General features: G+C 68.2%; 24 protein-coding genes and 1 tRNA gene. 12 read left to right on the top strand and 13 right to left on the bottom strand.

The features are described from left to right. Nucleotides 1-102 precede the first annotated feature (102 nt). Nucleotides 103-175 (bottom strand) — tRNA-Thr (locus tag JDV75_RS11465). A gap of 177 nt (nt 176-352) precedes the next feature. Here JDV75_RS11465 and thrE point away from each other — a divergent pair. From thrE to otsB, 5 genes are all read left to right on the top strand, one after another. Continuing rightward, the gene (gene thrE / locus JDV75_RS11460) at nt 353-1,945 is read left to right on the top strand and encodes a threonine/serine exporter ThrE (RefSeq protein WP_248097503.1); all 1,593 of its coding nucleotides are present in this window, start codon (nt 353-355) and stop codon (nt 1,943-1,945) included. A gap of 106 nt (nt 1,946-2,051) precedes the next feature. After that, nucleotides 2,052-2,429, top strand: coding sequence for a hypothetical protein (locus tag JDV75_RS11455; RefSeq protein ID WP_198739368.1), 378 nt, complete (start codon nt 2,052-2,054; stop codon nt 2,427-2,429). A 2-nt stretch (nt 2,430-2,431) separates the two neighbouring features. Continuing rightward, nucleotides 2,432-3,904 carry an alpha,alpha-trehalose-phosphate synthase (UDP-forming) gene (locus JDV75_RS11450; protein WP_248097501.1) on the top strand — a complete coding sequence of 491 codons (1,473 nt, stop codon included), beginning with the start codon at nt 2,432-2,434 and terminating at the stop codon, nt 3,902-3,904. Beyond that, nucleotides 3,904-4,395, top strand: coding sequence for a hypothetical protein (locus JDV75_RS11445; RefSeq protein ID WP_198739367.1), 492 nt, complete (start codon nt 3,904-3,906; stop codon nt 4,393-4,395). The genes JDV75_RS11450 and JDV75_RS11445 overlap by 1 nt, the downstream gene beginning before the upstream one ends. A gap of 32 nt (nt 4,396-4,427) precedes the next feature. Then, nucleotides 4,428-5,189 (top strand): trehalose-phosphatase, encoded by a 762-nt coding sequence (gene otsB / locus JDV75_RS11440; protein WP_198739366.1) that lies wholly within the window; start codon nt 4,428-4,430, stop codon nt 5,187-5,189. 9 nt (nt 5,190-5,198) lie between these two features. Here the strand turns inward: otsB and JDV75_RS11435 are convergent, their stop codons facing one another. Next, a complete protein-coding gene (locus JDV75_RS11435) occupies nt 5,199-6,320 on the bottom strand; it encodes a LacI family DNA-binding transcriptional regulator (RefSeq protein ID WP_198739365.1) in 1,122 nt (373 codons plus the stop codon). 122 nt (nt 6,321-6,442) lie between these two features. On the opposite strand from JDV75_RS11435, the gene JDV75_RS11430 reads away from it, so the two are divergent. The 3 genes from JDV75_RS11430 (at nt 6,443) to JDV75_RS11420 (ending at nt 9,292) form a co-directional block, all read left to right on the top strand. Continuing rightward, entirely contained in the window at nt 6,443-7,507 is a 1,065-nt protein-coding gene (locus JDV75_RS11430) for a metal ABC transporter solute-binding protein, Zn/Mn family (RefSeq protein ID WP_198739364.1), read from the top strand. 117 nt (nt 7,508-7,624) lie between these two features. Then, nucleotides 7,625-8,326, top strand: a complete 702-nt coding sequence (locus JDV75_RS11425) for a metal ABC transporter ATP-binding protein (protein ID WP_198739363.1) — start codon at nt 7,625-7,627, stop codon at nt 8,324-8,326. Nucleotides 8,327-8,365: 39 nt separating this feature from the next. Next, nucleotides 8,366-9,292: a metal ABC transporter permease gene (locus JDV75_RS11420; RefSeq protein ID WP_198739362.1), complete on the top strand. Its 927-nt coding sequence runs from the start codon at nt 8,366-8,368 to the stop codon at nt 9,290-9,292. 90 nt (nt 9,293-9,382) lie between these two features. Here JDV75_RS11420 and rlmB read toward each other — a convergent pair whose 3' ends face one another. Genes rlmB through JDV75_RS11395 form a run of 5 tightly spaced genes read right to left on the bottom strand, consistent with a single transcriptional unit; the run spans nt 9,383 to nt 13,646 of the window. Beyond that, nucleotides 9,383-10,330 (bottom strand): 23S rRNA (guanosine(2251)-2'-O)-methyltransferase RlmB, encoded by a 948-nt coding sequence (gene rlmB, locus JDV75_RS11415; protein ID WP_198739361.1) that lies wholly within the window; start codon nt 10,328-10,330, stop codon nt 9,383-9,385. A 15-nt stretch (nt 10,331-10,345) separates the two neighbouring features. Beyond that, a complete protein-coding gene (gene cysS / locus JDV75_RS11410; protein WP_198739360.1) occupies nt 10,346-11,749 on the bottom strand; it encodes a cysteine--tRNA ligase in 1,404 nt (467 codons plus the stop codon). Between the two features lie 51 nt (nt 11,750-11,800). After that, on the bottom strand, nt 11,801-12,289 hold the full coding sequence (gene ispF / locus JDV75_RS11405) for a 2-C-methyl-D-erythritol 2,4-cyclodiphosphate synthase (protein WP_198739359.1): 489 nt from the start codon (nt 12,287-12,289) through the stop codon (nt 11,801-11,803). Further along, nucleotides 12,282-13,025, bottom strand: a complete 744-nt coding sequence (ispD, locus tag JDV75_RS11400; RefSeq protein ID WP_248097578.1) for a 2-C-methyl-D-erythritol 4-phosphate cytidylyltransferase — start codon at nt 13,023-13,025, stop codon at nt 12,282-12,284. The genes ispF and ispD overlap by 8 nt, the downstream gene beginning before the upstream one ends. Nucleotides 13,026-13,049: 24 nt before the next feature. Then, on the bottom strand, nt 13,050-13,646 hold the full coding sequence (locus JDV75_RS11395; protein WP_198739358.1) for a CarD family transcriptional regulator: 597 nt from the start codon (nt 13,644-13,646) through the stop codon (nt 13,050-13,052). Nucleotides 13,647-13,958: 312 nt separating this feature from the next. On the opposite strand from JDV75_RS11395, the gene JDV75_RS11390 reads away from it, so the two are divergent. Together JDV75_RS11390 and radA are read left to right on the top strand one after the other, a co-directional pair. Further along, complete coding sequence (locus JDV75_RS11390; protein WP_198739357.1) at nt 13,959-14,534, top strand: hypothetical protein; 576 nt, start codon at nt 13,959-13,961, stop codon at nt 14,532-14,534. 121 nt (nt 14,535-14,655) lie between these two features. Beyond that, nucleotides 14,656-16,077, top strand: a complete 1,422-nt coding sequence (gene radA / locus JDV75_RS11385) for a DNA repair protein RadA (protein WP_198739356.1) — start codon at nt 14,656-14,658, stop codon at nt 16,075-16,077. Between the two features lie 10 nt (nt 16,078-16,087). On the opposite strand, the gene JDV75_RS11380 is transcribed toward radA, so the two are convergent. Continuing rightward, nucleotides 16,088-16,831, bottom strand: a complete 744-nt coding sequence (locus JDV75_RS11380) for a hypothetical protein (protein ID WP_198739355.1) — start codon at nt 16,829-16,831, stop codon at nt 16,088-16,090. 67 nt (nt 16,832-16,898) lie between these two features. Then, a complete protein-coding gene (locus JDV75_RS11375; RefSeq protein WP_198739354.1) occupies nt 16,899-17,546 on the bottom strand; it encodes a carbonic anhydrase in 648 nt (215 codons plus the stop codon). Nucleotides 17,547-17,633: 87 nt separating this feature from the next. On the opposite strand from JDV75_RS11375, the gene JDV75_RS11370 reads away from it, so the two are divergent. Beyond that, a complete protein-coding gene (locus JDV75_RS11370) occupies nt 17,634-18,530 on the top strand; it encodes an HhH-GPD family protein (RefSeq protein ID WP_198739353.1) in 897 nt (298 codons plus the stop codon). Here the strand turns inward: JDV75_RS11370 and JDV75_RS11365 are convergent. From JDV75_RS11365 to JDV75_RS11355, 3 genes are all read right to left on the bottom strand, one after another. Then, nucleotides 18,454-19,779, bottom strand: a complete 1,326-nt coding sequence (locus JDV75_RS11365) for a threonine/serine exporter family protein (RefSeq protein ID WP_198739454.1) — start codon at nt 19,777-19,779, stop codon at nt 18,454-18,456. The two genes, JDV75_RS11370 and JDV75_RS11365, sit on opposite strands and share 77 nt — an antisense overlap. Before the next feature lie 121 nt (nt 19,780-19,900). Then, nucleotides 19,901-20,071, bottom strand: a complete 171-nt coding sequence (locus JDV75_RS11360; protein ID WP_198739352.1) for a DUF4236 domain-containing protein — start codon at nt 20,069-20,071, stop codon at nt 19,901-19,903. Nucleotides 20,072-20,507: 436 nt separating this feature from the next. Further along, complete coding sequence (locus JDV75_RS11355) at nt 20,508-23,297, bottom strand: ATP-dependent Clp protease ATP-binding subunit (protein WP_198739351.1); 2,790 nt, start codon at nt 23,295-23,297, stop codon at nt 20,508-20,510. Between the two features lie 263 nt (nt 23,298-23,560). Between JDV75_RS11355 and JDV75_RS11350 the strand changes: the two genes are divergently transcribed. Beyond that, complete coding sequence (locus JDV75_RS11350) at nt 23,561-24,259, top strand: Pr6Pr family membrane protein (RefSeq protein WP_198739350.1); 699 nt, start codon at nt 23,561-23,563, stop codon at nt 24,257-24,259. A gap of 72 nt (nt 24,260-24,331) precedes the next feature. On the opposite strand, the gene lysS is transcribed toward JDV75_RS11350, so the two are convergent. Next, entirely contained in the window at nt 24,332-25,942 is a 1,611-nt protein-coding gene (gene lysS, locus JDV75_RS11345; RefSeq protein WP_198739349.1) for a lysine--tRNA ligase, read from the bottom strand. Between the last annotated feature and the right edge of the window lie 30 nt (nt 25,943-25,972).

Here is a 25,972-nt window from a genome sequence, read left to right as displayed (position 1 = left end):
ACCGGAGTAGCGGGGTACCGGGGCTGTGGACGGCAGCACACGGAAAAACCGCGACCCCGCCCCGTCACAGGGGCAAGATGCCGCGGTCGCCCGTCCTGATCGAGCTGGAGACGAGACTTGAACTCGCAACCGCCGGTTTACAAGACCGGTGCGCTACCGATTGCGCCACTCCAGCAACGCCCCGGTACATGTGTCCGGGGCACGCGAGGATGATACCGGACGAGTACCGTTCAAGTCCAAGACCTGCGCCCACCGGCGCAGGTTCCGTGTCCGGATACACGAGGGTATGCTGCTCCCGGTGCGCGGCACCGCGCGTTCCCACCAGTCGTTTTCCGAAGGATCAGTAGCCGACGTGTCCGATATCTTCACCAGGCTGCGGTTGTTCCGGTCCCGTCAGGGTCGTTTCGCGACTATCGACGAGGCCAAGGCCGCTCCCCCACCCTCACCACTGGCTCCGATCGATCTCACCGACCCTGCGCAGGTCACCGGGGTCATGGACCTGGCCGCCCGGATCGGTGGCTACCTGCTGTACTCGGGAACCGGCAACCACGACACCCGCGCCCACGTCCACACCGTGTGCTCCGCCTACGGGCTGCACTACGTGCACGTCGACATCACCTTCAACACGATCCAGCTGTTCACGCAGATCGATGCGGGCCAGAAGATACCGATCACGGTGTTCCGGGTCGTTCCCAAGCTGGACCTGGACTTCTCCAAGCTGGCCGAGATCGACCGCCTGATCCGCTCGATCCAGGCGGGCGCGACCCCACCGAACGTGGCGGAGCAGATCATGAACGATCTGACGTCCATGCCCCCGCCCTACGGGATCCGCACCGCCCTCGTAGGTTGGGCGGGACTGGCAGCCGCCGTCGCGGTGCTTCTCGGCGGCGGTTGGCTCGTCTCGGTGATCTCGTTTCTGACCGCACTGGTGATCATGGCCGGCCACCTCTGGCTGGAGAAGAAGGGCCTGCCCGAGTTCTACCGGAACATGTACGGCGGCTTCGTCGCCACGCTCCCCGCCGCGATGACCTACAACTGGGCCCTGGAGAACGGGATCAACCTCGCACCGGGGCAGATCATCGCCTCGGGGATCATCGTACTGCTCGCCGGTCTGACGCTGGTGCAGGCCATCCAGGACGGGATCACCGGGGCTCCGGTGACGGCATCGGCGCGGTTCTTCCAGACGATCATGCTCACCGGCGGCATCATCGCGGGTGTGGCCGTCGGCATCCAGGCCGCGACGGCGCTCGGTGTGACGCTGCCCCCGCTCGAGGCGACAACCCCCGTCAACTTCGCCTCCGCCTCCGCGAAGGTCCTCGCCGGGGCCGCGGCCTCGGCCGCGTTCGCGGTGGCGGCGTTCGCCGAGTGGCCCTCGGTGTGGATCTCGGGGATCACCTCCTTCGCCGGCTCCGCCTGCTACTACTTCGTTCTGCTTCCCCTCGGTATGAGCCCGGTCGTCGGACTCGGCATCACCGCCACGATCATCGGGCTCGCGGGCGGTCTGCTCGCCCGGCGATTCCTGATTCCACCCCTGATCACGGCGGTCGCGGGCATCACCCCACTCCTGCCGGGTCTGACGATCTACCGGGGTATGTACACCCTGCTCAACGAGCAGCTGGTGCAGGGGTTCGGAAACATGGCGCTGGCCCTGGCCATCGGCTCCTCCCTGGCCGCCGGTGTGGTGCTGGGCGAGTGGGTCGCGCGGAAGCTGCGCCGTCCACCGCCACTCAACCGGTACACCAGCTTCGCCCGTCGCCGGGCCTCGTCCTTCCGGCACTCCAGGCCGGTCGAGACGACAGCCCGCGTAGTCCGACGCACCGGTTCGGCCGTGAACCGGCGCCAACACCGGGCCCGGAAAGCCGTCCGCGAAGCCAAGACCCGACACCCGGGCATGCCCGGTGGAGCCGCAGGTGCCCCCGACACATCGGGCAGCACCGACCGGTAGAGCTGAGAGGACCGGCGCCCGTCGGGGGCGGCATGGTCTCCGCGGCGCCGTGGCGTAGGATGAGCTGTGCGCAGCCCAGCCCCAGCCGACGATTCCAGGAGGATCAGTGCCGCCCAAGGTCACAGACACCCGCACCACCAATGCCGAGTCGCTGCACACCGTGGAGGAGAAGACCGCGAAGGCGGCCCGTCGAATTGTCGCGACCTATTCAACCGATTTCTTCGACTGCGTCACCCTCGCATCCATGCTCGGTGTGGCTCCCGAGCGCCTGAACTACCGCAAGATCGCCGCGGAACACGCGGAGGCAGCTGAAGCGGAGTCCGCCAAGAGCCGCAAGAAGACCACGAAGAAGGCCGCGGCCAAGAAGACGACGAAGAAAACGACGGCCAAGAAAACCACCAGGAAGACCGCCGCGAAGAAGACGACGGCGAAGAAGACCGCGGCCAAGAAGACCACCGCGAAGAAGACGACGAAGAAGGCCTGACCGTGACTGCCGCGCCACGTACCCCGGCGGAGGGCGGAAACGACTTCGTCGTGGTGGCGAACAGGCTGCCCGTCGATGTCACCGTCACCCCGGACGGAACCAGGAGCTTCACCCCGAGTCCCGGTGGCCTGGTCACCGCGTTGAGTCCCGTTCTGGAGCGGAACGCCGGCTGCTGGGTCGGATGGCCGGGCACCGTGGACGGCGGAATGGAACCCTTCCGCACGGATTCCGGGATCCTCCTGCATCCGGTGGCACTCACCGCCACCGACTACGAGGAGTTCTACGAGGGATTCTCCAACGCCACCCTCTGGCCGCTGTACCACGACCTCATCGTTCCCCCCACCTACGACCGCACCTGGTGGGAGACGTACCGGGAGGTCAACTACACCTTCGCCCGGGAGGTCACGTCCGTCGCCGCGGAAGGGGCCACGGTATGGGTGCAGGACTATCAGCTCCAGCTCGTGCCCGGCATCCTGCGGCAGCTGCGCCCCGATCTGACCATCGGCTTCTTCCTGCACATCCCCTTCCCACCGGCGGAGCTGTTCCGTCAGCTCCCCTGGCGCGAGGAGATCGTCCGCGGGCTCCTGGGATCCGATGTCATCGGTTTCCATCTGCCGCAGAACGCCGACAATTTCCTCACCCTGGCACGCTCCGTCGCGGGAGCCCCCGGTTCCCACACCGGTCAGCCCGACAGTCTCAACGTGGAGGGCCGGGCCTCGGTGCGGGAGATCTCCGCGCATATCACCGCCCCCGACGGACGCCGGGTGGGGGTCGCCGCGTTCCCGATCTCCATAGACACCGCCTCGGTGATCGACACGGCCGCGCAGGTGGATGCCGCGGACATCCGCCACCGACTCGGGGACCCCGAGACGATGATCCTCGGCGTGGACCGCCTCGACTACACGAAGGGCATCCTCCAGCGGCTCTCCGCCTACGAGGAACTGCTGGAGTCCGGCGCGCTCGACCCCCACGACTCGGTACTGCTGCAGATCGCCACCCCGTCGCGCGAACGGCTGGAACACTACCGGCGCACCCGCGCCCGGGTGGAGGAGGCCGTCGGACGGATCAACGGACGCTTCGCCGAGGTCGGACGGCCCGTGGTCCACTATCTCCACCGATCCCTCGGCAAGCAGCAGCTCTTCGGCTGCTACGTCGCCGCCGACATCATGCTCGTGACCCCCTTCAAGGACGGAATGAACCTGGTGGCCAAGGAATACGTCGCCTGCCACGGCGACGGTTCAGGAGCCCTGGTTCTAAGTGAGTTCGCGGGCTCGGCGACCGAACTCAACCGGGCGTTCCTCTGCAACCCGCACGACGGGGACTCGGTGAAGCGGCAGCTGATGATCGCGGTCAACATGCTCCGGGATACCCCGGACGAGGCTCGTGACCGGATGCTCGCCATGCACAGCCAGGTCGTCGAGCACGACGTGGATCTCTGGGCACGGTCCTTCCTCGACGCCCTGCGGAGTCATTGATGGGTACCCGGTTGCGTACCCCGGCGGTGGTCGGTGTCCTCGGGGTACTGCTCCTCACGGGATGTTCGCAGGGCCAGGCCCCGGTCGTCTCATCGAACTGGCAGGTGACCAACGTCTACACCGACGACGAGCATCCGAGCGTCCTCCCCGACACCCTCGCCGGGCGGGCGCACCTCGCCTTCGGGGACAGCACCGTCGTCGGGGACACCGGGTGCGCGCCATTCACCGGATCCGTGGACTTCCTCGACGGGGAAGGGGAGCAGGTCGCCGCAACGGATCCAGCCGCCGCGACATTCGAGTTCCGGGATCTACGGGTGCGCGAGGACGTCGGGTGCGAAGGCGCGGAACTCTACTTTCACGAGGGGCTCCTCGGGGTGCTCGGCGCCGGTGCTCTCACCGTGTCCCGGCCCCAGGACGGCGAGCTGCTGCTGACGGACGCCGGTGATCCTGCCGTCGACAAGCGGGGCATACGACTGACCACGTCTAGCTGAGCACGGGACACCTGCCGACGTACCATCGGAGCATGGACAACATCAGCCTCGACGCCAGACTCAGCTCCGTCATCCGGGCCCCCAGACTGCTCGTGATCTCCGATTTCGACGGCACCATCGCCGATTTCGCGGACGACCCGGAGAACGTTCCCGTCAACCGGGACTCCATCGCGGCCCTCGAGGCGCTGGGTGCGCTCCCCGACACCGGGGCCGCCATCCTCTCCGGCCGGGACCTGGCGACGCTCCGGCGCCTGTCCGGGGCCGGCGACCGGGTCGAACTCGTCGGGAGCCACGGCGCGGAGAGCACCGGCGATCCGGTCGAGCCGACCGACGGGCAGCGCCGTCTCCTCGACGCCGTGGGCGAGCGACTGAATGACCTGATCGCGGGACATCCCGGCGCGGCGGTGGAGAGCAAACCCTTCCACCGCGTGCTGCACACCCGGCGGGTAGCCGACCGGGCACTGGGCGACCGGCTCCTCGACGAGGCCCGGCAGCTGCGCCCGGAGGGGCTGCACGTGTCCACGGGGAAGTGCATCGTCGAATTCTCCGCGGTGTCGGTGAACAAGGGGACCTGGATCGCCGAGGTCCGGAAGCGGGGCGGCTGGGACGCCGTCGTGTTCCTCGGCGACGACGTCACCGACGAGGACGGGTTCCGGGTTCTCGGGACGGGTGATCTGGGGATCAAGGTCGGTGACGGGGACACCGCTGCGGTGGGCCGGGTCGCCGACACCGACGGTGTGCAGACGGTCCTTGAGCGGCTCGTCACGGCACGTGCCGCGCACCTCAAGGGCTGAGCCGCGGGTTCAGTCGTAGGATCTGGGCTCCGTGACCGTTCCACCGGGCCTGAACTTCGTCTCCAGCAGTTCACGCAGTGATTCCCCGGCCGGTGGTTCCTCGTCCGACAGCCGTTGTTCGATGAGCCGGAAGAGCATCCGGCCCGCCGCCGCCCCCTTCTCCCGGTTCGGCTGGATCACGGTGGTCAGATCGCGGGCCACGGCGGTGACGATCCCGTCGAATCCCGTGACGGACAACTGCTCCGGCACGGAGATCCCGCGTTCCGCGCAGTAGTCGAGGACTCCGAGGGCCATGGAGTCCGTGGTGCAGAGTACCGCGGTGAGATCGGGGTGGGTCTCGAGGAGCTCCCGGGCGGCGTCGATGTTGTTCGCCCGGTCGTTGATGTGTCGCTCGACCACGGGCACGGTGGCCGGATCGATCCCCGCGGATGCGAGAACGTCCAGTGCGCCCAGCACCCGGGAGCGCTGTACGTGCAGCCCCGCGTGCCGCAGGCGTTCGGTCGACACCGGGCCGTCGTTCTTCCTCCGGTCGAGGCGGATCGAGAGGATCCCGATCCTCCGGTGTCCCGCGTCGATGAGTGCCTGCGCTGCGGGCGCTATGGCGGTGCGGTCGTCGATGCCGACGAACGGCAGTCCGGTCTCGTCGGCGGGCTGGTCGCAGATGACCAGCGGGAGCCTGCGGTTGCGGGCGGCCTGCAGGTACGGATCGTCGGCGGCGACCGAGTAGACGACGAAACCGTCGATGACCGGCTGGTTAACCAGCTGTGCGGCCGCGGTGACGTCGACGGAGCTGTCCGGACCGACCGGGACCAGGGTGAGGCAGGTGTTTCCGCCGTAGGAGGCCTCGGCCATGCCAGCGAGGAAGTCGACGGAAGCGAGGTCCTCGAACGCGTAGGTCAGATGCTCGGTCAACAGGACGCCGATGGCTCCGGCCCGGCGGGTGCGCAGCGAACGGGCCGTGGGGTGCGGCCCCGGATAGCCGCGCTGTTCCGCGGTGGCGAGGATCTTCTCCCGCAGGGCTGGGGACAACTGCTCCGGACGGTTGTAGGCGTTGGAGACCGTCGTCCTCGACACTCCGAGTTCGGCCGCCAGAGACGCGAGCGTACCGCGCTGCCGATTACGTTTTGCCATGGTAAAAACCTAGCACCCGGGTCCACCGGGAGCCGGGGCAGGCACGCACCGGCCGCCGATCCGGGGCCAGTTAAATGATCATAAACTTGACAAAGGTTATCATTTGGCTGAAACTGGGTTTCATGATCAACAGTAGCCTCCGTCCCCTCCTCCGCAATCTCCGGAACCACCCCGCCCGGACCGCGGGTGCGACACTCTTCGCCACCGGCATGGTCATGGCCACCGCCGGTTGTGCACCGGGGAACGAGAATCCCGCACCGGAGTCCACGACACCGGCGCAACAGTCCGGTGAAACCGCAGCCGCTGACAGCGGCGACAAGCTCAACATCGTCACCTCCACCCAGATCTGGGCCGACGTCGCCGACATGGTCGTCTCCGACCAGGACGCCGACATCCGTGCCATCATCGTCGGCGATTCCGTGGACCCCCATTCCTTCGAACCGACGGCGGCCGACATGGCACTGGCCCAGGAAGCCGACCTGATCGTGGTCGGTGGCGGCGGATACGACTCCTGGTTGTACCGCAACATGGACGAATCGGTCATCATCCACGCACTCCCCCTCACCGTGCACGACCACGACCACGGGCACGACCATGAGCACGGTGACGAACACGACCACGGCGACGACCACGACCACGACCACGGGCACGACCACGGGCACGACCACGGCGGCCTGGTGAATGAGCACATCTGGTACGACCCGCACGCCGTCGAGGAGATCGGCACCGAGCTCGCCGAACGGGTCGCCGAACTGCGCCCCGACGCGAAGGTCGACACCGACAAGCTCAAGGAGAAGCTCTCCGCGCTCGAGAGTGAGATGGATTCCCTCCCGGCGGTCCGCATCGCCCAGACCGAACCCATCGCTGACTACATCGTGGAGCACTCCCCGCTGACCGAAGCCACCCCCGAGGGCTACCGGACCGCCACGCTCAAGGAATCCGAGCCCGCAGCCGCCGACTACGCCGCATTCACCGAAGCGCTGAAGAACGGTGAGATCGACCTCCTGGTCTTCAACCCCCAGACCGCCACCGATTCGACCGAACGCCTCCGCGACGAGGCACGGGGACTGGGTATCCCGGTGGTCGAGGTCTTCGAGACCCCTTCCCGGAACGAGAACTTCTTCGACTTCTTCCGTGGCGCCGTCGAGCGTCTGAAGACCGGCGCGGACCAGGTCAGGAAGAACTGATCCCCGACCGCTCGCGTTCCACCCTGTAGCCTTCCACACGGAGTCATCTTCCGCGTGGAAGGCTCAACTGCTGTCCGGGACACCCTCCCGGACCTCTGATCAGAAAGAACCACGATCATGGTCCTCACCTTCACCGACGCCGCCGTCGACCCGCTTTTCTCGGATCTGAACCTGACGGTCGAGCCCGGCGAGTTCCTGGCGGTTCTCGGACCCAACGGTGCCGGGAAGTCGACACTGCTGCACACGGTCACCGGAACCCGCCGGCTCACCCGCGGCACGGTCTCGGTGAATGCGCGGACCGGATTCATCCCCCAGCAGCGGATGTTCTCCCCCGATCTCCCCCTACGCGCCCGGGACCTGGTGAACCTGTCCGCCGCACACGGTGTGCTCAGGCGGCGTCGGGCCAGACGCGGCGCCGTCGAGGAACTGCTCCGGGAGGTCGGGGCGACCGGGATCGCGGACCGGCGTGTGGGCAACCTGTCCGGTGGCCAGCAGCAGCTGGTGCGACAGGCACAGGCGCTGGCCAACGACCCGGAGCTCCTGCTCTGTGACGAACCACTGCTCTCCCTGGACATGGGTGTGCAGCACCGCACCGTGGACCTCATCGACCGTCGGCGCCGGGAGGCCGGGACGGCGGTCGTCTTCGTCACCCACTCCATCAACCCGGTCCTGCGGGTCGTCGACAGGGTGCTCTACCTCGCCCCGTACGGGCACGTGCTCGGGAACGTGTCCGAGGTGATGCGCTCCGAGACGCTCTCCGAGCTCTACGGCACGCGCGTCGAGGTCGCAGAGGTCAACGACCGGCTCATCGTCATCTGACCAGCCCCACCGATCCGCCCACCGACCCGAGGAACAACCATGGACATGACCCAGTTCATCACCGACACCCGCTACCTGCTCGGCGTCGACTTCGTGCGGGACTCCCTGATCGCCGCCGGGCTGCTCGGGATCCTCTCCGGGATCATGGCCCCACTGATCGTGCTGCGTCGGATGTCCTTCGCGGTGCACGGTACGAGTGAACTCGCCCTCATGGGCGCCTCGGCCGCGCTCCTGCTCAGCGTCAACGTCGGCGTCGGCGCCGTGGTGGGTTCCATCGTGGCGGCCATCGTTCTCGCGTTGCTCGGCATGCGCCAGCAGGACACGGCCGTCGGCGTGGTCCTGAGTTTCGGCATGGGGCTGTCGGTGCTGTTCATCCATCTGTACCCGGGGCGTTCATCGAATGCATTCGCGTTGCTCACCGGCCAGATCGTCGGCGTGCAGTCGAGTTCGGTGTGGCTGCTCGCCGGCATCACGGCTCTGGTCGTCGGATGCGTCGTGCTGTTCTGGCGACCGATCCTGTTCGCCTCCGCGGACCCGCAGATGGCCGCTGCGGCCGGTGTCAACGTGCACCTGGTCGCGGTCGGGTTCGCGGTCCTCGTCGGACTCTCCGCGGCCGAGGGGGTGCAGATCGTCGGCGCGCTGCTGGTGATCTCCCTGCTGATCACGCCGGGGGCCGCGGCCGCCCAGGTCACCTCCAGCCCGGTGCGTGCGGTCGTGCTGTCGACCGTGTTCGCCGAGGTGGCCGCGCTCGGTGGTTTCGTCATCTCGCTCGCACCCGGGCTACCGGTGAGCGTGTTCGTCACCACGATCTCGTTCGTGATCTACCTCGTCTGCCGCCTCATCGGGTACCTCCGGGGGCGGACGGCGCAGCGGGACGAGGACGCCCTCCGGCTCCGCGCCCAGGGGGGACCGCAGGCGATCGGCGACCACGCCCCGGAGCCGGCGCGGACCGAGCCGACGGTCTAGCGCCCACCACCGACCGCCACACGCGAGGAACGGCCCCACCGGTCATAAGCGGTGGGGCCGTTCCTCGCGTCTGTCACGGACGATGGTGCGTCACTTCAGCTGTGCGCGGCGCTGACGGGCGAACTCACTGAGCACGACGCCCGCGGCGACGGACGCATTGAGGGATTCGACCCAGTCGGCCATGGGCACGGACAGTGTGACGTCGCAGGTCTCACCGACGAGGCGGGAGATTCCCTTGCCCTCGCTCCCGACCACGACGACCGTGGGGCCGGTCCCGTCGTAGGTGTCGAGGGTGTGATCCCCTCCGGCGTCGAGACCGACGACCTGGTAGCCGGCCTTCTGGAACTGCTTGAGGGTCCGGGTCAGGTTGGTGGCCTTCGCGACCGGGAGCCGGGCCGCGGTGCCCGCTGAGGTCCTCCATGCGACGGCGGTGACCGATGCCGAGCGGCGCTCCGGGATCACGACGCCGTGTCCGCCGAACGCCGCGACGGAGCGGATGACCGCGCCGAGGTTGCGGGGGTCGGTGACATTGTCGAGGCAGACGATCAGGCCGGGCTCGCCGCGCTCGTTGACCTGCTCGATGAGATCCTCGACCGCCGAGTAACGGAACGGCGGCATCTGCAGGCCGATGCCCTGGTGCATGCCGTTGCCGGTCATGTGGTCCAGGTCGGTGCGCGGCACCTCGATGATGGAGATGCCGCGGTGTCCGGCGAGCTGCACGGCCTCCGTCAGGCGTTCGTCACTCTCGGTGCCGAGGGCGACGTAGAGGGCGTTGGCCGGTGCCTTGGCACGGAGGCACTCGACGACGGGGTTACGGCCCACGACGAGCTCGGTGGTCTCCTCCTTGACGTGGCGGCCGCGCGCGCGGCGCTCCGCCTCCTTCTTCCGCTTGTGCGCGGGATGGTAAGTGCGGTCCTCCGCCTTCGGCGTCGGGCCTTTACCCCGCAGACCACGACGGCGTTGGCCACCGGATCCGACCTGGGGGTTCTTCTTGTCGGTCTTGCGCACCGCTCCGGTGCGCTTGGAATTTCCAGCCATGGTGCTTCAGGGGCCTTACTTGTCGTCGGTGTTGGTGCGCAGCGACCACTGTGGGCCGTCGGCGGTGTCGGTGATCTCGATGCCCGCCGCCGCCAGGCGGTCGCGCACCTCATCTGCTGTGGCCCAGTCCTTCGCCGCGCGGGCGGCGGTACGGCGGTCGAGTTCAGCCCGGATCAGGGTGTCCAGGGCCTTGCCTGCCGCGTCGTCGGTGCCACCGGAGGTGTTCCGGGCGGCGGTCCAGGTATCGGACTGGGGGTCGACACCGAGGATGGCCATCATCGCACGGATCTGACCCGCGAGGCGAACCGCTTCATCCCGGTCACCCGCGGCGAGGGCGGTGTTTCCGGCGCGGACCGCGTTGTGCACCTCGGCGAGGGCGGCCGGAACCCCGAGATCGTCGTCCATCGCGGCGGCGAAGCGCTCGGTCCACGTGGTGCGTTCCACGGCGCCGACGCGGTCCAAGAACGCCTCGATGCGGCGGTACCCGGTGGCGGCGTCGGCGAGGGTCTGTTCGGAGTACTCGAGCATGGACCGGTAGTGGGCGCTGCCGAGGTAGTAGCGGAGCTCGACGGGGCGGACGAGGGTGAGGACGTGCGGGACGGAGAGCACGTTGCCGAGGGACTTGCTCATCTTCTCCCCCGCCATGGTCACCCAGCCGTTGTGCATCCAGTAGCGGGCGAACCCGTCGCCGGCGGCGGTCGCCTGGGCGGCCTCGTTCTCGTGGTGCGGGAACTTCAGGTCCAGCCCGCCGCCGTGGATGTCGAACTCCCCGCCGAGGTACTTGGTGGCCATGGCCGAGCACTCGAGGTGCCAACCGGGGCGGCCGTCGCCCCACGGCGTCGGCCAGGACGGTTCGCCCGGTTTGGCCGCCTTCCACATGGTGAAGTCGCGCGGGTCCCGCTTCCCGGTGCCCGCCGATTCGCCCTGGTCGAGTTCGTCGAGGCGCTGTCCGGAGATTCTGCCGTACCCCTCGATGGTGGTCGGTGAGCAGTAGACGTTGCCGTCCGCGGCGTAGCCGTGTCCGGCGTCGATGATCCGTCGCATGTAGTCGACCATCTCGGTGACATGACCGGTCGCCCGGGGTTCGAGGGACGGGGGTCGGACACCCAGCTGGTCGTAGGCCCAGGTGAAGGCGCGCTCGTGGGTGGCGGCCCATTCCCACCAGGGGCGACCGGCCTCGGCGGCCTTGGTGATGATCTTGTCGTCGATGTCTGTGACATTGCGCAGGAACGCCACGTCGAGGCCCTTGGCCTCGAGCCAGTTGCGGAGGATGTCGAACGCGACACCGCTGCGGACGTGGCCGATGTGCGGAACCGACTGGACCGTCGCACCGCACAGGTAGACCGAGGCGTGCCCGGGACGCAGGGGCACGAAGTCGCGGAGGGTACGGGTCGCTGAGTCATAGATTCGCAGAGTCACGGTACCCATCCTATCTGCCGCACCCCCGGTTCCGGGCGGCGGGAGGACCGGTCAGACCGCGGGGTAGACCAGCGCAGTGGCGACGGCGGCACGTCCCTCGCCGCGTCCTGTGAAGCCCATGTGGTCGGTGGTGGTGGCGGAGATGTTGACCGGTGCACCGAGGATCCCGGCGATGGTGTCCTGCGCCTCGGCCCGGCGCGGGCCCATCTTCGGTGTGTTGCCGATCAGCTGCACCGCCGCGTTGCCGATCGCCCAGCCGTTGGTCTCGAGGAGTTCGCGTGCCTCGCGGAGCAGGCGGGCACCGGAGACCCCGTCGTACTCGGCGCGGCCCACCCCGACGAAGGAGCCGAGGTCGCCGAGTGACGCGGCGGACAGCAGTGCGTCGACGAGCGCGTGCGCGACGACATCCCCGTCGGAGTGTCCCTCGCAGCCGTCCGCGTCCTCGAAGTGCAGGCAGGCGATCCAGCAGTCCCTGCCGGTCTCGATCTGGTGGGCGTCGGTGCCGATGCCGACTCGAGGGATGATGGGGCTGTCAGTCACCGGGTACCTCGAAGATGGTGGGTTCGGCCTCGTCGGTGATGTGCCGGGCGAGGATCATGTCCATGGGGGTGGTCACCTTCAATGCCATCGGATCCCCCTTCACGCAGGTGACGGTGTGCCCCGCCCATTCCATCAGCGAGGCGTCGTCGGTGGCGGTGAAGCCGGGGTCGGCCGAACCGAAGTAGGCGACGTTCGCGGCGCGCAGTGCGGCGAGATCGAAACCCTGTGGGGTCTGGACGGCGCGGAGATCGGAGCGGGGCGGGGTGTCGACGACGTGGTCACCGTCGACGACCTTGATGGTGTCGGTCACCGGGAGCACGGGGATCACCGCGACCGCGCCGCGACGCACACGGTGGACGACACGGGCGATGAGGCCGGGCGGGGTGAGGGCGCGGGCCGCGTCGTGGATGACCACGACACCCTCATCCGCGTCGATGGCGCGGAGCCCGGCCCAGACCGAATCGGCACGCTCGTCGCCGCCGTGCACCAGCCGGACGGGCAGGCCCGGGTCGTCGAGCAGCCCCGCACGATCGAGGATCGTGCGGGCGTAGTCGGCCATGTCCGGGCTGACCAGGACGATCACGTCGTCGATGACACCCGAGGTGGCCATGGCACGGACACTGCGCTCGACGAGGGGCATGCCGCGCAACGGCACGAACGCCTTCGGGACCGGGGCGCCCAGTCGGGTCCCACGCCCGGCGGCCGCGAGGAGCGCGGTCACCCGGCGGTCATCCACGGTGACTGACACTGTGAACTGGGGCTAGTCGTCGTCGGAGTCGAGGTCGACGTCGTCGAGGTTAACGTCGGGAACGTCCTCGTCCGCCTTCTTAGCGATGTCGGTGTCGTCCCCGGCACCGGCCGCTTCGTGGCGCTCGATGGTCGCCTCCATCTGCGCCTCCATGTCGTCGGCCTTGGCCTCGTCGACGCCCTCGGCGAGAGCCAGCTCACCGACGAGCACCTGCCGGGCCTTGGCCAGCATCCGCTTCTCCCCCGCGGACAGGCCGCGGTCCTGGTCGCGGCGCCAGAGATCGCGGACGACCTCTGCGACCTTGTTCACGTCGCCCGAGGCGAGCCGCTCCTGGTTCGCCTTGTAGCGGCGGGACCAGTTGCCCGCCTCCTCGACATCGGTCTCGCGCAGCACACCGAAGACCTTCTGCAGGCCCTCTTCTCCCACGACGTCGCGGACTCCGACGAGCTCGGCGTTCTTCGTGGGAACCTTGACGGTGAGGTCCGACTGGTGGATCTGCAGGACCAGATAGTCAAGCACCTCGCCGCCGATCTCCCGGCTCTCGATCGCCTCGATCACGGCTGCGCCGTGATGCGGATAGACGACGGTGTCGCCGACCTTGAAATCCATGCCCACTTGGTGCACCTTCCTGCGCCCACCGGCGCCACGGTGAATCGTCACTGTTGCGGGGCTGATTCTAGCACGGCCCCAACCAGCCGTTTTCCCCGAACGTCCCGATCGACGGGACACGCGGACCCGCCGCGGAGGCGCGCGGCCCACCCGCGGACCGGACACGGGGATGACAGTTGACGCAATCAAAGGATTGCCCCCGCGCTCCCCCTTCGCAGGACCCGGGAACTGTGTGGAGAGTCTGAACAGCAGCTAGAGTGAGGACAACAACTGCCTTACCCGAAAGCCTTCCGATGGAGGACACTGAAAGTGATGACCACCAAGACCGTGAAAGGCGCGGCAGCGGCCCTTGTCTCCGTTGCGGCGGCCCTGACCTTGAGCGCCTGCAGCTCCGGCCAGATCTCCCAGACAGCCAGCCAGGTCGCCGCGGTTGACGGTGCCCGCGCGGAGACCCCGGACGGCAAGCTGGCCGTCCGCGACGTCACCGTGGAGGTCGACGGAACCCCGACCGCGTCCCTCCGGTTCACCCTCGTGAATCAGGACACCGACATGACGGTCCACACGCTGAAGAGCGCGACCGTCGACGGCGAGAAGGTCACACTGCGGGGAGACACCGAGCTCAACCGTGACTGCTCCATCGTGGCCGGATCCCGCGCGCACCTCGACGCCCTGCCCGAGGTCGGCGACGGCATCTGCATCGCCCGGGTGGTCACCGCGGTCAAGGACAAGGGCTTCCCCCCGGGCGGCAACGCCGACGTCGTGTTCACCTTCGACGACGGTCAGACCATCGACGTCACCGCGACGATCGCGGCCCCCACCCTCGCACCCGCCGACATCGACCGCGGTGAGCAGGGTGGCGAAGGGCACGGGGAGCACTCCGGACACTGACCGGTAAAGCACTCCCCACGAACCGGCTCCTCCCCGATCGGGGAGGAGCCGGTTTTCATCTGCCATCCGGTTCGAACTCCCTTTCGCACCGGTGTCGGGCCCAGGCGTTAGGGTGATCCCCATGGCGAAGAAACCACGCAGCGTGCACACCTGTTCAGAGTGCGGCTACAGCACTCCCAAGTGGTTGGGCCGCTGCCCCGACTGCGGCGGATGGGGCACCCTCACGGAGTACCGTGCTCCTTCGGGCGGCGGCGCCGGTGCCGCTGGAGCCGCAGTCGGGGGAAAACTCCCCGTCGGGTTGACCCCGACATCACCGGCGGTCCCGATCAGCCGCATCGACCCGGCGACCGCGACCACGGTGTCCACCGGCATCGGCGAACTCGACCGGGTCCTCGGCGACGGCATCGTCCCGGGCTCCGTGGTGCTGCTCGCGGGTGAGCCCGGCGTGGGGAAGTCGACGCTACTGCTGGAGGTGGCCGCCCGCTGGGCGGCACAGCCCGCCCCGGCGGCAGGCACGGAAGATCGGCCCGCCGGAACCCGGACGGCCCTCTACATCACCGCCGAGGAGTCCGCGGGGCAGGTGCGGATGCGTGCGCAACGCACCGGAGGGCTGCAGCCGACGCTGTACCTCGCCGCCGAGTCGGATCTCGACGTCGTGTTCGGGCACGTCGAGCAGCTCAAGCCGAGTCTGCTCATCGTCGATTCCGTCCAGACGATGCACATCAGCGGGGTTGAGGGCGTGGCGGGTGGTGTCGCCCAGTCCCGCGCGACCACCGCCGCGCTGACCACCCTCGCCAAGACCTCGGGTATCCCGGTTCTCCTCGTCGGTCACGTCACCAAGGAAGGCTCTGTCGCGGGCCCGAGGGTGCTCGAGCATCTCGTCGATGTGGTCCTCACCTTCGAGGGCGACCGTCATTCCTCACTGCGGATGCTGCGCGGCATCAAGAACCGCTTCGGCGCCACCGACGAGGTGGGGTGTTTCGAGCAGACCGGCGACGGGATCCGGGAGGTGGCGGACCCCTCGGGACTGTTCCTGTCCCACCGGGATTCCACCCCGGACGGGACCGCGGTGACGGTGGCGATGGACGGAGTCCGCCCGATTCTGGCGGAGGTCCAGTCCCTCCTGGTGCCGACGCAGTCGAAGAATCCCCGGCGGGCCGTCACCGGCCTCGACGCGACCCGGGTTCCTATGGTGCTCGCGGTTCTTTCGGCGCGGGCGGGTCGTCCGTCCTTCGACCGGGAGGTCTACATCGCGACCGTGGGCGGTATGAAGGTCGGGGAACCGGCGGCTGATCTCGCGGTCGCGCTGGCCACCGTGTCCGCTATGGACGGTCGGCCGATCGCACCGAAGACGGTCGTACTGGGGGAGGTGGGGCTGGCCGGGGAGATCCGGCGGGTCCCGGATCTCCGGCGGCGGCTGCAGGAGGCCGCACGCCTGGGGTACGTGTCCGCGATTGTGCCGGCCGGGGACGAGCTCAGAGTTCCGGGGATGCGGATAACGCGGGTCGCCACAATCGGGGAGGCCATCGCCGCCGTCGGGTGAAGGCGGATCGTCACCTCAGGTTGAACGGGTGCGCGTCCGAGTGGTTGCCGCCGACGAGAGTGTGCAGGTAGTAGCCGCCCGCGGGTACGGGTGTTCGGTCCCCGCAGCTGCCCGGCGCGGAATTCGTCCTGGACCAGATCGCCTCGTAGTAGCGCTCCTCCCCCGCGGGGAATGTCCGCTCGGTGACGTCCACGGCGGGGTTGCAGTCGACGTCGGACCAGACCCGGCGGTTGGTGGCCAGGTCGTACACCTCGAAGCGGAGGACGTTCTCCCCGAGATCGATCACGCAGTCAGCGGCGGTGGGGTTCTTCACCGTCATGTAGAAGCTGGGCTGGACATCGGGTGCGTAGGCCGCCTGGTCCGAGGTCGCGGTGACGATGAGGTCGCTGAGTTCACAGGTGTTCTTCCGCTCGGCCGGAGCCTGTTCCGTTGTCGTCGCCGTGGTCTCCGATGACGCGTAGGGTTTGTCGCTCTCCGCCTCGTCCGCGGGCCGTTTCCCCGTGGTTGCGGTGGTCGGTGTGCCACGCCCGGCGGTGGATTCGGTGGACGTCCGGGAGGTCTCCGCGGCCGTCGTCTCCCGGGCCGGGGTGGTGGTCTGTGTCCCCTCCGCAGCGGTGGGCTGCGGGTCGTCCCCGCCGACGAGCGCCGAGATCAGCCATCCGACCAGGAACACGACGATGATCAGCACGACGCCCGCCGCCACCCGGCGGCGGATGTAGATCTCTCTGGGCAGTCGACGGTTTCTGTTGTCCACGAGCCCGAGTCTATGCGGAGCTGCGCCGCAGATGTGTCAGTCCTGCGGCGTGTCCCTGTTTGTTTTGTCAGTCGTCGTTGACGCCGATGGTGACCACGGGCTCCGCCATCCCGTCGGACAGCCGGTACCGGACACCGACGATGCCGCACGTCCCCTTGGACACCCGGGCCTTGATCTCGGGTGACCGGGACAGGACCTGGTCGACCGTCTCAGCCACGTGATGCGCCTCGAACTCCTCGATGGTGCGGCGTCCCGCAGCGCGGGCGTCGAGGATCGAGGGGCTGACCTTCTCGATCAGCACGCGCTGGAATCCACCGGGGATCTCGTGCCCGTCCAGTGCCGCCATCGTCGCCCCGACTGCACCGCAGGACTCGTGCCCGAGCACGACGACGAGCGGAACGTGCAGGGACTCCACCGCGTACTCCAGTGACCCCAGCACGGCGAGGTCGATGATCTCGCCCGCGGTGCGGATGACGAAGACGTCACCGAGTCCCTGGTCGAAGATGAGCTCCACGGGTACCCGCGAATCGGAGCAGGCGAGAACCACCGCCAACGGCTCCTGCCCCTGGGTGAGCTGACTGCGGCGCAGAGCATCCTGGTTCGGGCGTTCCACCGAGAAGTTCATGAAACGACGGTTGCCCTCCATCAGCGCGGCCCACACGGCCTTCGGGTTACGGGGGGTCCGGTCTTCATCCGGTGAAAGGGTGTTCGTCATGACTCAATTGTGCACCGTCGGGGTCCGTCGCGGGACATAATGGACGATGTGTGACCGGGGACCGGAACCCGATAGACTCCTGCCCTTGTGATCACCCCTACCCTCCTGCGCTGGTACGACGCCAACCGGCGTGACCTTGTCTGGCGCACCCCCGCGACGGGGGCATGGGGGGTACTGCTGTCCGAGGTGATGAGCCAGCAGACCCCGGTGCGGCGGGTGGAGCCGATCTGGTGCGAGTGGATGCACCGCTGGCCGACCCCGGCGGATCTCGCGGCGGCCGGAACGGACGAGGTACTGCGGGCCTGGGGGCGGCTCGGCTATCCCCGCCGGGCCCTGCGCCTGCAGGAGTGCGCCGCGGCCATCGCCCAGCGGCACGACGGCCGGGTGCCCGAGGACGTCGATGAGCTGCTCACGCTCCCCGGGATCGGTGACTACACAGCGCGGGCTGTGGCCGCGTTCGCGTACGGGAAACCCGTTCCGGTGGTGGACACCAACGTCCGACGCGTGTACCGGCGGCTGGTGGAGGGGCGCTTTCTCCCCGGGACCCCACGACGCCGGGACCTCGACGACGTCGAATCGATTCTGCCCACCGACCCGGAGCTGGTCCCCCGGTTCTCGGTGGCGCTGATGGAGCTCGGGGCCCTGGTGTGCACCGCGGCACGCCCGGACTGCGACGCGTGCCCGGTGCGGGCGGAGTGCGCGTGGCAGCGGGCCGGATGCCCCGCACCCACCGGGGACGAGCTGGGGGCGGCGAAGAAGCGGGTGCAGAAGTTCGCGGGCACGGACCGCCAGGTGCGGGGGAAGATCATGGCGGTGCTGCGGGACGCGGACGGGCCGGTCGAACGCCGCGAGGTGGACGCCGTGTGGCCCGATGAAGCCCAACGCGCCCGCGCGCTGCTCAGTCTCCTCAGCGACGGTCTCGCCGAGGAGTACGGGGAAGGTCGGATAGGTCTGCCCCGCCGGGGTGCTCCGCCGGATCGGTGAGCTGCTTGTGCAGGTCTATGGTCCGACCGTAAGCCCAGTCCGGGTCCGTGAGCATCCGGGCGAGCGCCAGCCCCGCCGCTATGCAGACGACGACCAGCGCAGCCGAGGCGGCCGCCGACATCGCGAGGTCCATGTCCCCTGTGTTCAACGCGTACATCGAGGTGTACATGGCGACACCGGGGATCATGATGACCGAGGCCGGCACCGTCACGGTGATCCGCGGGACCCGGGCGGACCGGTGGATCAGCGCGGCGATGACGCCGACGAGCACACCTGCGATGAAGGCCGCGAGGTGCTGCGGCACGTGGTGGAACACGAGCACGAGCCGGGCCATGTTCGCGACCGTCGCGACGGACGCCCCGAGCAGCACCATGCGGCGCGAGCAGTTGAACAGCAACGCGAACCCCGCGACGCCCAGGAAGCTCGCTGCGGCGGCCGCCACCCACCACGCCGGGGACGGTGGCCCGGGGCTCGCGGGCAGTGGGTTGAGTCCGGTGACGAGACTGACCATCCCGACGGAGATCGTCGCGGTGACGATGACGCTCACCGCATAGGTCAACCGGGAGATGCCCGCGGTGATGTCGAAACGGGTCAGGTCCAACAGCGCCGAGAACAGCGGGAACCCCGGGATGAGGAACAGGACCGCGGCGACGTATCCCGCGGCGAAGGAGGTCGTGTCGGTGTCCGCGATCATCCCGATCAGCGCGGTGACCGCCCAGTACACCAGACACGCCACGGCGCCAGCCGCGGACACGGTACCGAGCTGGTTGAAGTGGCGGCGACCGAGGGACACCCGGACGAACTGCCCGCACGCCGCCGAGACCGCGACAACCGCGGCCTCACTGGCGGGATAGCGGTTGAGCACCGCGAAGGAGGCGCAGGCGACACCCGCCGCCAGGGCGAGCAGCAGGCGGGACCAGCGTTTGACCACGGTGCGTTCGATGACGTCGAGCCGGTGGTTGAGCTCCGCCACCGTGAACCGGCGGTGCATGTGGTGGGTGAGGTCCTCCAGGGCCTCGATCCGGGAGGCGTCGACCGAAGGCTCGTGGTGGTTCGCGACGACGGTGCGGAACATGTCGCCGCGGTGGAACGTGCACGTGATCGTGTTCACGGACACGATGGCGTCCAGGCGGTCGAAGCCGAGGGAGCGGGCGGCCCGCTTCATCGCACGCAGCACCCGGTACCCGCCGGTGCCCGCGGCCGTCATCATCAGACCGAGTCTCAGGACCGCGTCGGCCTCCCGTCCCATCTGCTGCTGGAGCTGCATCAACTGCTGGAGTTCACCGTCCGATCGGCTGTCACCCGTCACCACCAGTCACCTTCCTCACGTCTCGCCGGAGTTTCGTGGATCGTCCCGTCACCGGGTGGACTCAGCGCCAGCGGCCGCGCCAGTTGAGTCCGCCGGGGAGGCGGAGCGAGACCCGGCCCCGGGAGTTCACCGTGAGCGGTCCGAACCGCTTGGACACGGACGCCCCGGATCCCGAGAAATTGAGCCACGTTCCCTTGCCGAGTGATTTGCGTCGACGGTAGTTAAGCCCCACTGGTTCTCCTGCTCTTTCAGTTGATCGGCATGCCCCGATCGGACATACCCGGGTGTTCCGCGGTCCATCCATGTCGGATTCGCCGGGTTAGCCGGAAAGAACACCACGCCATCCGATTCTACGACCGCCCGGGTTACCACCCGCTACCGACCTGATCAGCCGGTGCCGTTCACCGGGAACGACGGCGCCTACGGCGGCGAGGGGAAGGTGACTCCGCCCCGGAGGGTTCGTTACGGTCCAGATCCCCGACGGCCCCGTAGTGGTCGGAACTGCGGATTCCGGCGATGCCCCCGGTCCCGGGTCTGACCAGAGGTGGTGCGGACCCACCGCCCCACCTGATCCGGCACGCGGATTCCACCCGCCGAAAAAAGAGAGCTGGGCCCCGACCGGAGTCCGAGACTCCGGTCGGGGCCCAGCCGTGGTGCATCAGCGATGGTCAGACGGTGCCGGCGGGCGCCTGCCCGCCGCCAGCCCCGGCATCGCCGTTGTCATCATCGGGGGCGGAGTCCCGGCCCTTGTTCTGGTCCGGGTGGTCCGGGTTTTCGACGTGCTCGGCGGACTCGATGACGTTCTCCGACTCGATCTCCCTGGCGGAGTCGCCTTCGGGGACCTCACCGTCGGCGGCGTCGGAGACGTCCTTGATGGCCTCGGCGGCCTCGACACTGATCTCGCTGAACTCCTCGTCCTCCGGCAGCGGCTTCGGCCGCGGGGTGAACGTGAAGGTGGCGTCGGCCGCCTTGGATTCGCCATCCCAGTTCTCGACGTCGACGGTGACGATCTCACCGGCTCCGAGCTCGCCGAACAGGATCTTCTCGGACAGCGTGTCCTCGATCTCCCGCTGGATCGTGCGGCGCAGCGGACGGGCACCGAGCACCGGGTCGAAGCCGCGCTTGGCCAGCAGTCGCTTCGCCTTGTCGGTGAGCTCGAGATCCATGTCCTTGGCGTGCAGCGCCTTGGTGACACGGGCGGCGATGAGGTCGACCATCTCGACGATCTGTTCCTCGGTGAGCTGGTGGAACACGACGACATCGTCGATGCGGTTGAGGAACTCGGGGCGGAAGTGCTTCTTCAGCTCGTCGTTGACCTTCTGCTTCATCCGCTCGTACTGCCCCTCGACGCCCATCGCACCGCTGCCGGAGAATCCCATGCCGACGGCCTTGGAGATGTCCTGGGTACCCAGGTTCGAGGTGAAGATGAGCACCGTGTTCTTGAAGTCGACGACCCGGCCCTGACCGTCGGTGAGGCGGCCCTCCTCCAGCACCTGCAGCAGGGTGTTGTAGATCTCCTTGTGCGCCTTCTCGATCTCGTCGAAGAGCACGACGGAGAACGGCTTGCGGCGCACCTTCTCGGTGAGCTGGCCGCCCTCCTCGTAGCCGACGTACCCGGGGGGCGCACCGAACAGGCGGGAGGCGGTGAAGCGGTCGTGGAACTCGCCCATGTCGATCTGGATGAGGGCGTCGTCCTCGCCGAACAGGAAGTTCGCCAGCGCCTTGGACAGCTCCGTCTTGCCGACGCCGGACGGGCCGGCGAAGATGAACGAGCCGCTGGGGCGCTTCGGGTCCTTCAGGCCGGCACGGGTGCGCCGGATCGCGCGCGACACGGACTTGACGGCGTCGTCCTGGCCGATGATCCGCTTGTGCAGCTCATCCTCCATGCGCAGCAGCCGGGAGGACTCCTCCTCGGTGAGCTTGAACACGGGGATCCCGGTCCAGTTGCCCAGCACCTCGGCGATCTGTTCCTCGCCGACCTCGGCGACCTCCTCGAGGTCACCGGAGCGCCACTGCTTCTCCTTCTCCGCGCGCTCTTCGCCGAGCTTCCGCTCCTTGTCGCGCAGGCCCGCGGCCTTCTCGAAGTCCTGCTCGTCGATGGCCGCCTCCTTCTCGCGGCGCACGTCGTTGATGCGCTCGTCGATCTCGCGCAGTCCCTCGGGGGCGGTCATCCGCTTGATGCGCATGCGGGCACCGGCCTCATCGATGAGGTCGACGGCCTTGTCGGGCAGGAAACGGTCGTTGATGTAACGGTCCGAGAGGTTCGCCGCGGCAGCCAGTGCGCCGTCCGTGATGGAGACCCGGTGGTGCGCCTCGTAGCGGTCGCGCAGTCCCTTGAGGATCTCGATGGTCATCTCGACACTCGGCTCGGGCACCTGGACGGGCTGGAAACGACGCTCGAGGGCGGCGTCCTTCTCGATGTGCTTGCGGTACTCGTCGAGCGTCGTCGCGCCGATGGTCTGCAGCTCACCGCGGGCCAGCTTCGGCTTGAGCAGGCTGGCGGCGTCGATGGCGCCTTCCGCGGCACCAGCGCCGACGAGGGTGTGGATCTCGTCGATGAACAGGATGATGTCACCGCGCTGGTTGATCTCCTTGAGCACCTTCTTCAGGCGTTCCTCGAAGTCACCGCGGTAGCGGGAACCGGCGACGAGGGAACCGAGATCGAGCGAGTAGACCTGCTTGTCCTTCAGGGTCTCCGGGACCTTGCCGTTGACGATGTCGAGCGCCAAGCCCTCGACGACCGCGGTCTTGCCGACGCCGGGCTCACCGATGAGGACCGGGTTGTTCTTCGTCCGGCGGGAGAGGACCTGCATGATCCGCTCGATCTCCTTCTCGCGACCGACGACCGGATCGAGCTTGCCCTCCTTCGCCGCGATGGTGAGGTTGCGGCCGAACTGGTCGAGGACCAGCGAATTCGAACGCTCTCCGGCGGGTCCCGCCGCGCGTCCGGTCGGGTTTGCGCCCGCCCCGACGGCCTCCGGCCCGCTGGGGCCGCCCTCCGGTGAGTCTCCCTGACCACCCTCGTATCCGGAGAGCAGCTGGATGACCTGCTGCCGGACCCGGGGCAGATCTGCGCCGAGCTTGACCAGCACCTGGGCGGCGACGCCCTCGCCCTCGCGGATGAGACCGAGGAGCAGGAACTCGGTGCCGATGTACTTGTGGCCCATCTGCAGTCCCTCGCGGAGCGAGAGCTCGAGGACCTTCTTGGCGCGCGGGGTGAAGGGGATGTGACCGGTGTGCGGCTGGGTGCCGTGACCGATGATCTCCTCGACCTCCTGGCGGACGGCGTCCAACGAGATCCCCATGGACTCAAGCGCCTTCGCCGCGACACCCTCGCCCTCGTGGATCAGTCCCAGGAGGATGTGCTCGGTGCCGATGTAATTGTGGTTCAACATCCGCGCCTCCTCCTGAGCCAGGACGATGACGCGGCGGGCGCGGTCGGTAAACCTCTCGAACATATCTCTCCCCTGGAATCGCTGGGTGTTAGTGCCACCACTGTAACCTGCGCGTGGGCGCCTGCATTCCGCCCACCCGGCGATGGTGTACCCCAGGTGACACGACACACTCCGCGGGGTGAACACCTACGCAGGTGAGAGGGCCTTTTATCCCATCCACGGCGCGCTGTACGCCGGTAGCGAACACGGTCCGGAAACGCCTTTCGGCGACCGATCCCGGGCCAACCGGTCGGCTGCCGCTCACGGCGTGTTGTAAGGTCAACCAAATGACCCCCTCAGTGATCCGGTTCCTGGGGATCGTGGCGGCGATCCTCGGCGTGAGTGCAGCCATACTCGGCGGATACGGGGCCGCCACCACCCCGTTCACCGACTACCCCGCGTTCACGTCCACCGGCGAGAAACTCCTCGCCTACTACTCCTATTTCACGCTGTGGTCGAACATCATCGGCGCCGCGGCTGGCCTCTCCTACGCGTTCTGGTTCATCCGGGGCCGTGCCGGCGGCTGGCCGGGTGCGGTGCTCCGGTTGGACGCGACGATCATGCTCATGGCGACAGGACTGGTGTACCACCTGCTGATCGCGGACGGCTCGCCGAACACCGGCACGCAGGTGTTCACCGCACCCATCATCCACGGCATCATGCCGGTCCTGCTCCCGGTGATCTGGCTGCTCCACATGGCGCAGCGCAACAGACCGGATGTGAGACTGCGAACCTTGCTCGGGGCGCTGATCATCCCGGTGGTCTGGACGGCCTGGACGTTCTGGCGGGCGCAGGCCACCGGCGGTTACTACCCCTACGACTTCATGAACGCCACCGAGATCGGCCTGACCAGGTCGGTGACCACGACCGCGATGATCTACGTGATCTTCATCGTGTTCATGCTCGTTCTCGGCCTGATCGAGCGGCTCGTGATCCCGCGGCTGCGACCGATGCGCTACATCGAGCTGACGGAGAACCGGGACTGATCCCGGAAAACCGGAGACGGCCCGGCACACTCCCCTGCGGGAGGTGCCGGGCCGTTCGCCGTGGCGGGGGTTCTACTGCTTGGGCTCGGGCTTGACCATCGGGAACAGGATCGTCTCCCGGATACCGAGACCGGTCAGGGCCATGAGCAGTCGGTCGATGCCCATGCCGCAGCCGGCGGTCGGGGGCATGCCCTGCTCCATCGCCGTGAGGAAGTCCTCGTCGAGGACCATGGCCTCGTCATCGCCGTCGGCGGCGAGCCGGGCCTGGTCGACGAAACGCTCCCGCTGGATGACGGGGTCGATGAGTTCGGAGTACCCGGTGGCGAGCTCGAATCCGCGGACGTAGAGGTCCCACTTCTCGGTGACACCGGGCTTGTCGCGGTGCTGGCGGGTCAGCGGGGAGGTCTCGACGGGGAAGTCCCGGACGAAGACGGGTCCGTGGAGCTGGTCCTCACAGAGGACCTCCCAGATCTCCTCGACGAGCTTGCCGTGTCCCCAGCCTGCGTTCTGCGGGACGGGCAGACCGATCACGTCCGCGATGGCCTTCAGTTCCTCGACGGTGCTGTCCACGGTAACCTCGGGTTGGCCGGGGTACTTCCGGGCGAGCGCCTCGTTCAGCGACGGGTACATCTCGAGGGTCTGCCACGTTTCCCCGCCGAGGTCGTACTCGGTACCGTCGGCGAGGGTCACCGTGGTGGAGCCGAACACCTCGGTGGCGACGGCCTGGATGAGGTTCTTGATGGTCTCCGCGCCGTCGTCGTAGGTACCCCACGCCTGGTAGGTCTCCAGCATGGCGAACTCGGGGCTGTGGGAGGAGTCGACGCCCTCGTTGCGGAAGTTGCGGTTGACCTCGAAGACGCGGTCGATGCCGCCGACGACGCAGCGCTTGAGGTACAGCTCCGGCGCGATGCGCAGGTAGAGGTCGATGTCGAGGGCGTTGGAGTGGGTCTGGAAGGGGCGGGCTGCGGCCCCGCCGTGCAGGGTCTGCAGCATCGGGGTCTCGACCTCCAGGAAGCCCTCGTCCTCCAGGTGGTGGCGCAGCGCGCGCATCACCCTGATCCGGGTCAGCGCGTTCTCCCGTGCTGCGGGGCGCATGATCAGGTCGGTGTAGCGGTGCCGGACGCGGGTGTCCTCGCTCAGGTCCTTGTGGGCGACGGGCAGGGGGCGCAGCGACTTGGACGCCATCTGCCACTCCGAGGCCATGACGGAGAGCTCGCCGCGGCGGGAGGAGATGACCCGGCCGGTGACGGAGACGAAGTCACCGAGGTCGACGTCGCTCTTCCAGCCCGCGAGGGCGTCCTCGCCGACCTCCGCGAGGGAGAGCATGGCCTGCACCTGGGTACCGTCACCGTCCTGGATGCGGGCGAAGCAGAGCTTGCCGGTGTTGCGGACGAAGATGACCCGACCGGCGATGGAAACGATGTCACCGGTCTCCTCGCCCTTCTCCAGGTAGGTCACACCGTCCTCGCGCTCGACGGCCGCGGCCGCGTCCGGGCCCTCGGGGAGAACCCGGTAACGGTCGCGCAGATCCGCGATGGAGGTGCTGCGCTTCACCTCCACGGGATACGGCTCGACGCCACCGTCGAGCAGGCGGGTCCGCTTCTCACGGCGGATGCGGAGCTGCTCCGGAACATCATCGGCGTCGGACGTGGTCACGGCGGGGTTCTTCTTCGCGTCAGTCACATCCCGCCAGCGTAGTCGATACGTGGACGA

It is taken from the genome of Corynebacterium meridianum, from assembly GCF_016342265.1.
Lineage (GTDB): Bacteria > Actinomycetota > Actinomycetes > Mycobacteriales > Mycobacteriaceae > Corynebacterium > Corynebacterium meridianum.
Note: the sequence above shows the minus strand (reverse complement) of the source record. Positions and strands in the feature narration are given on the sequence as shown.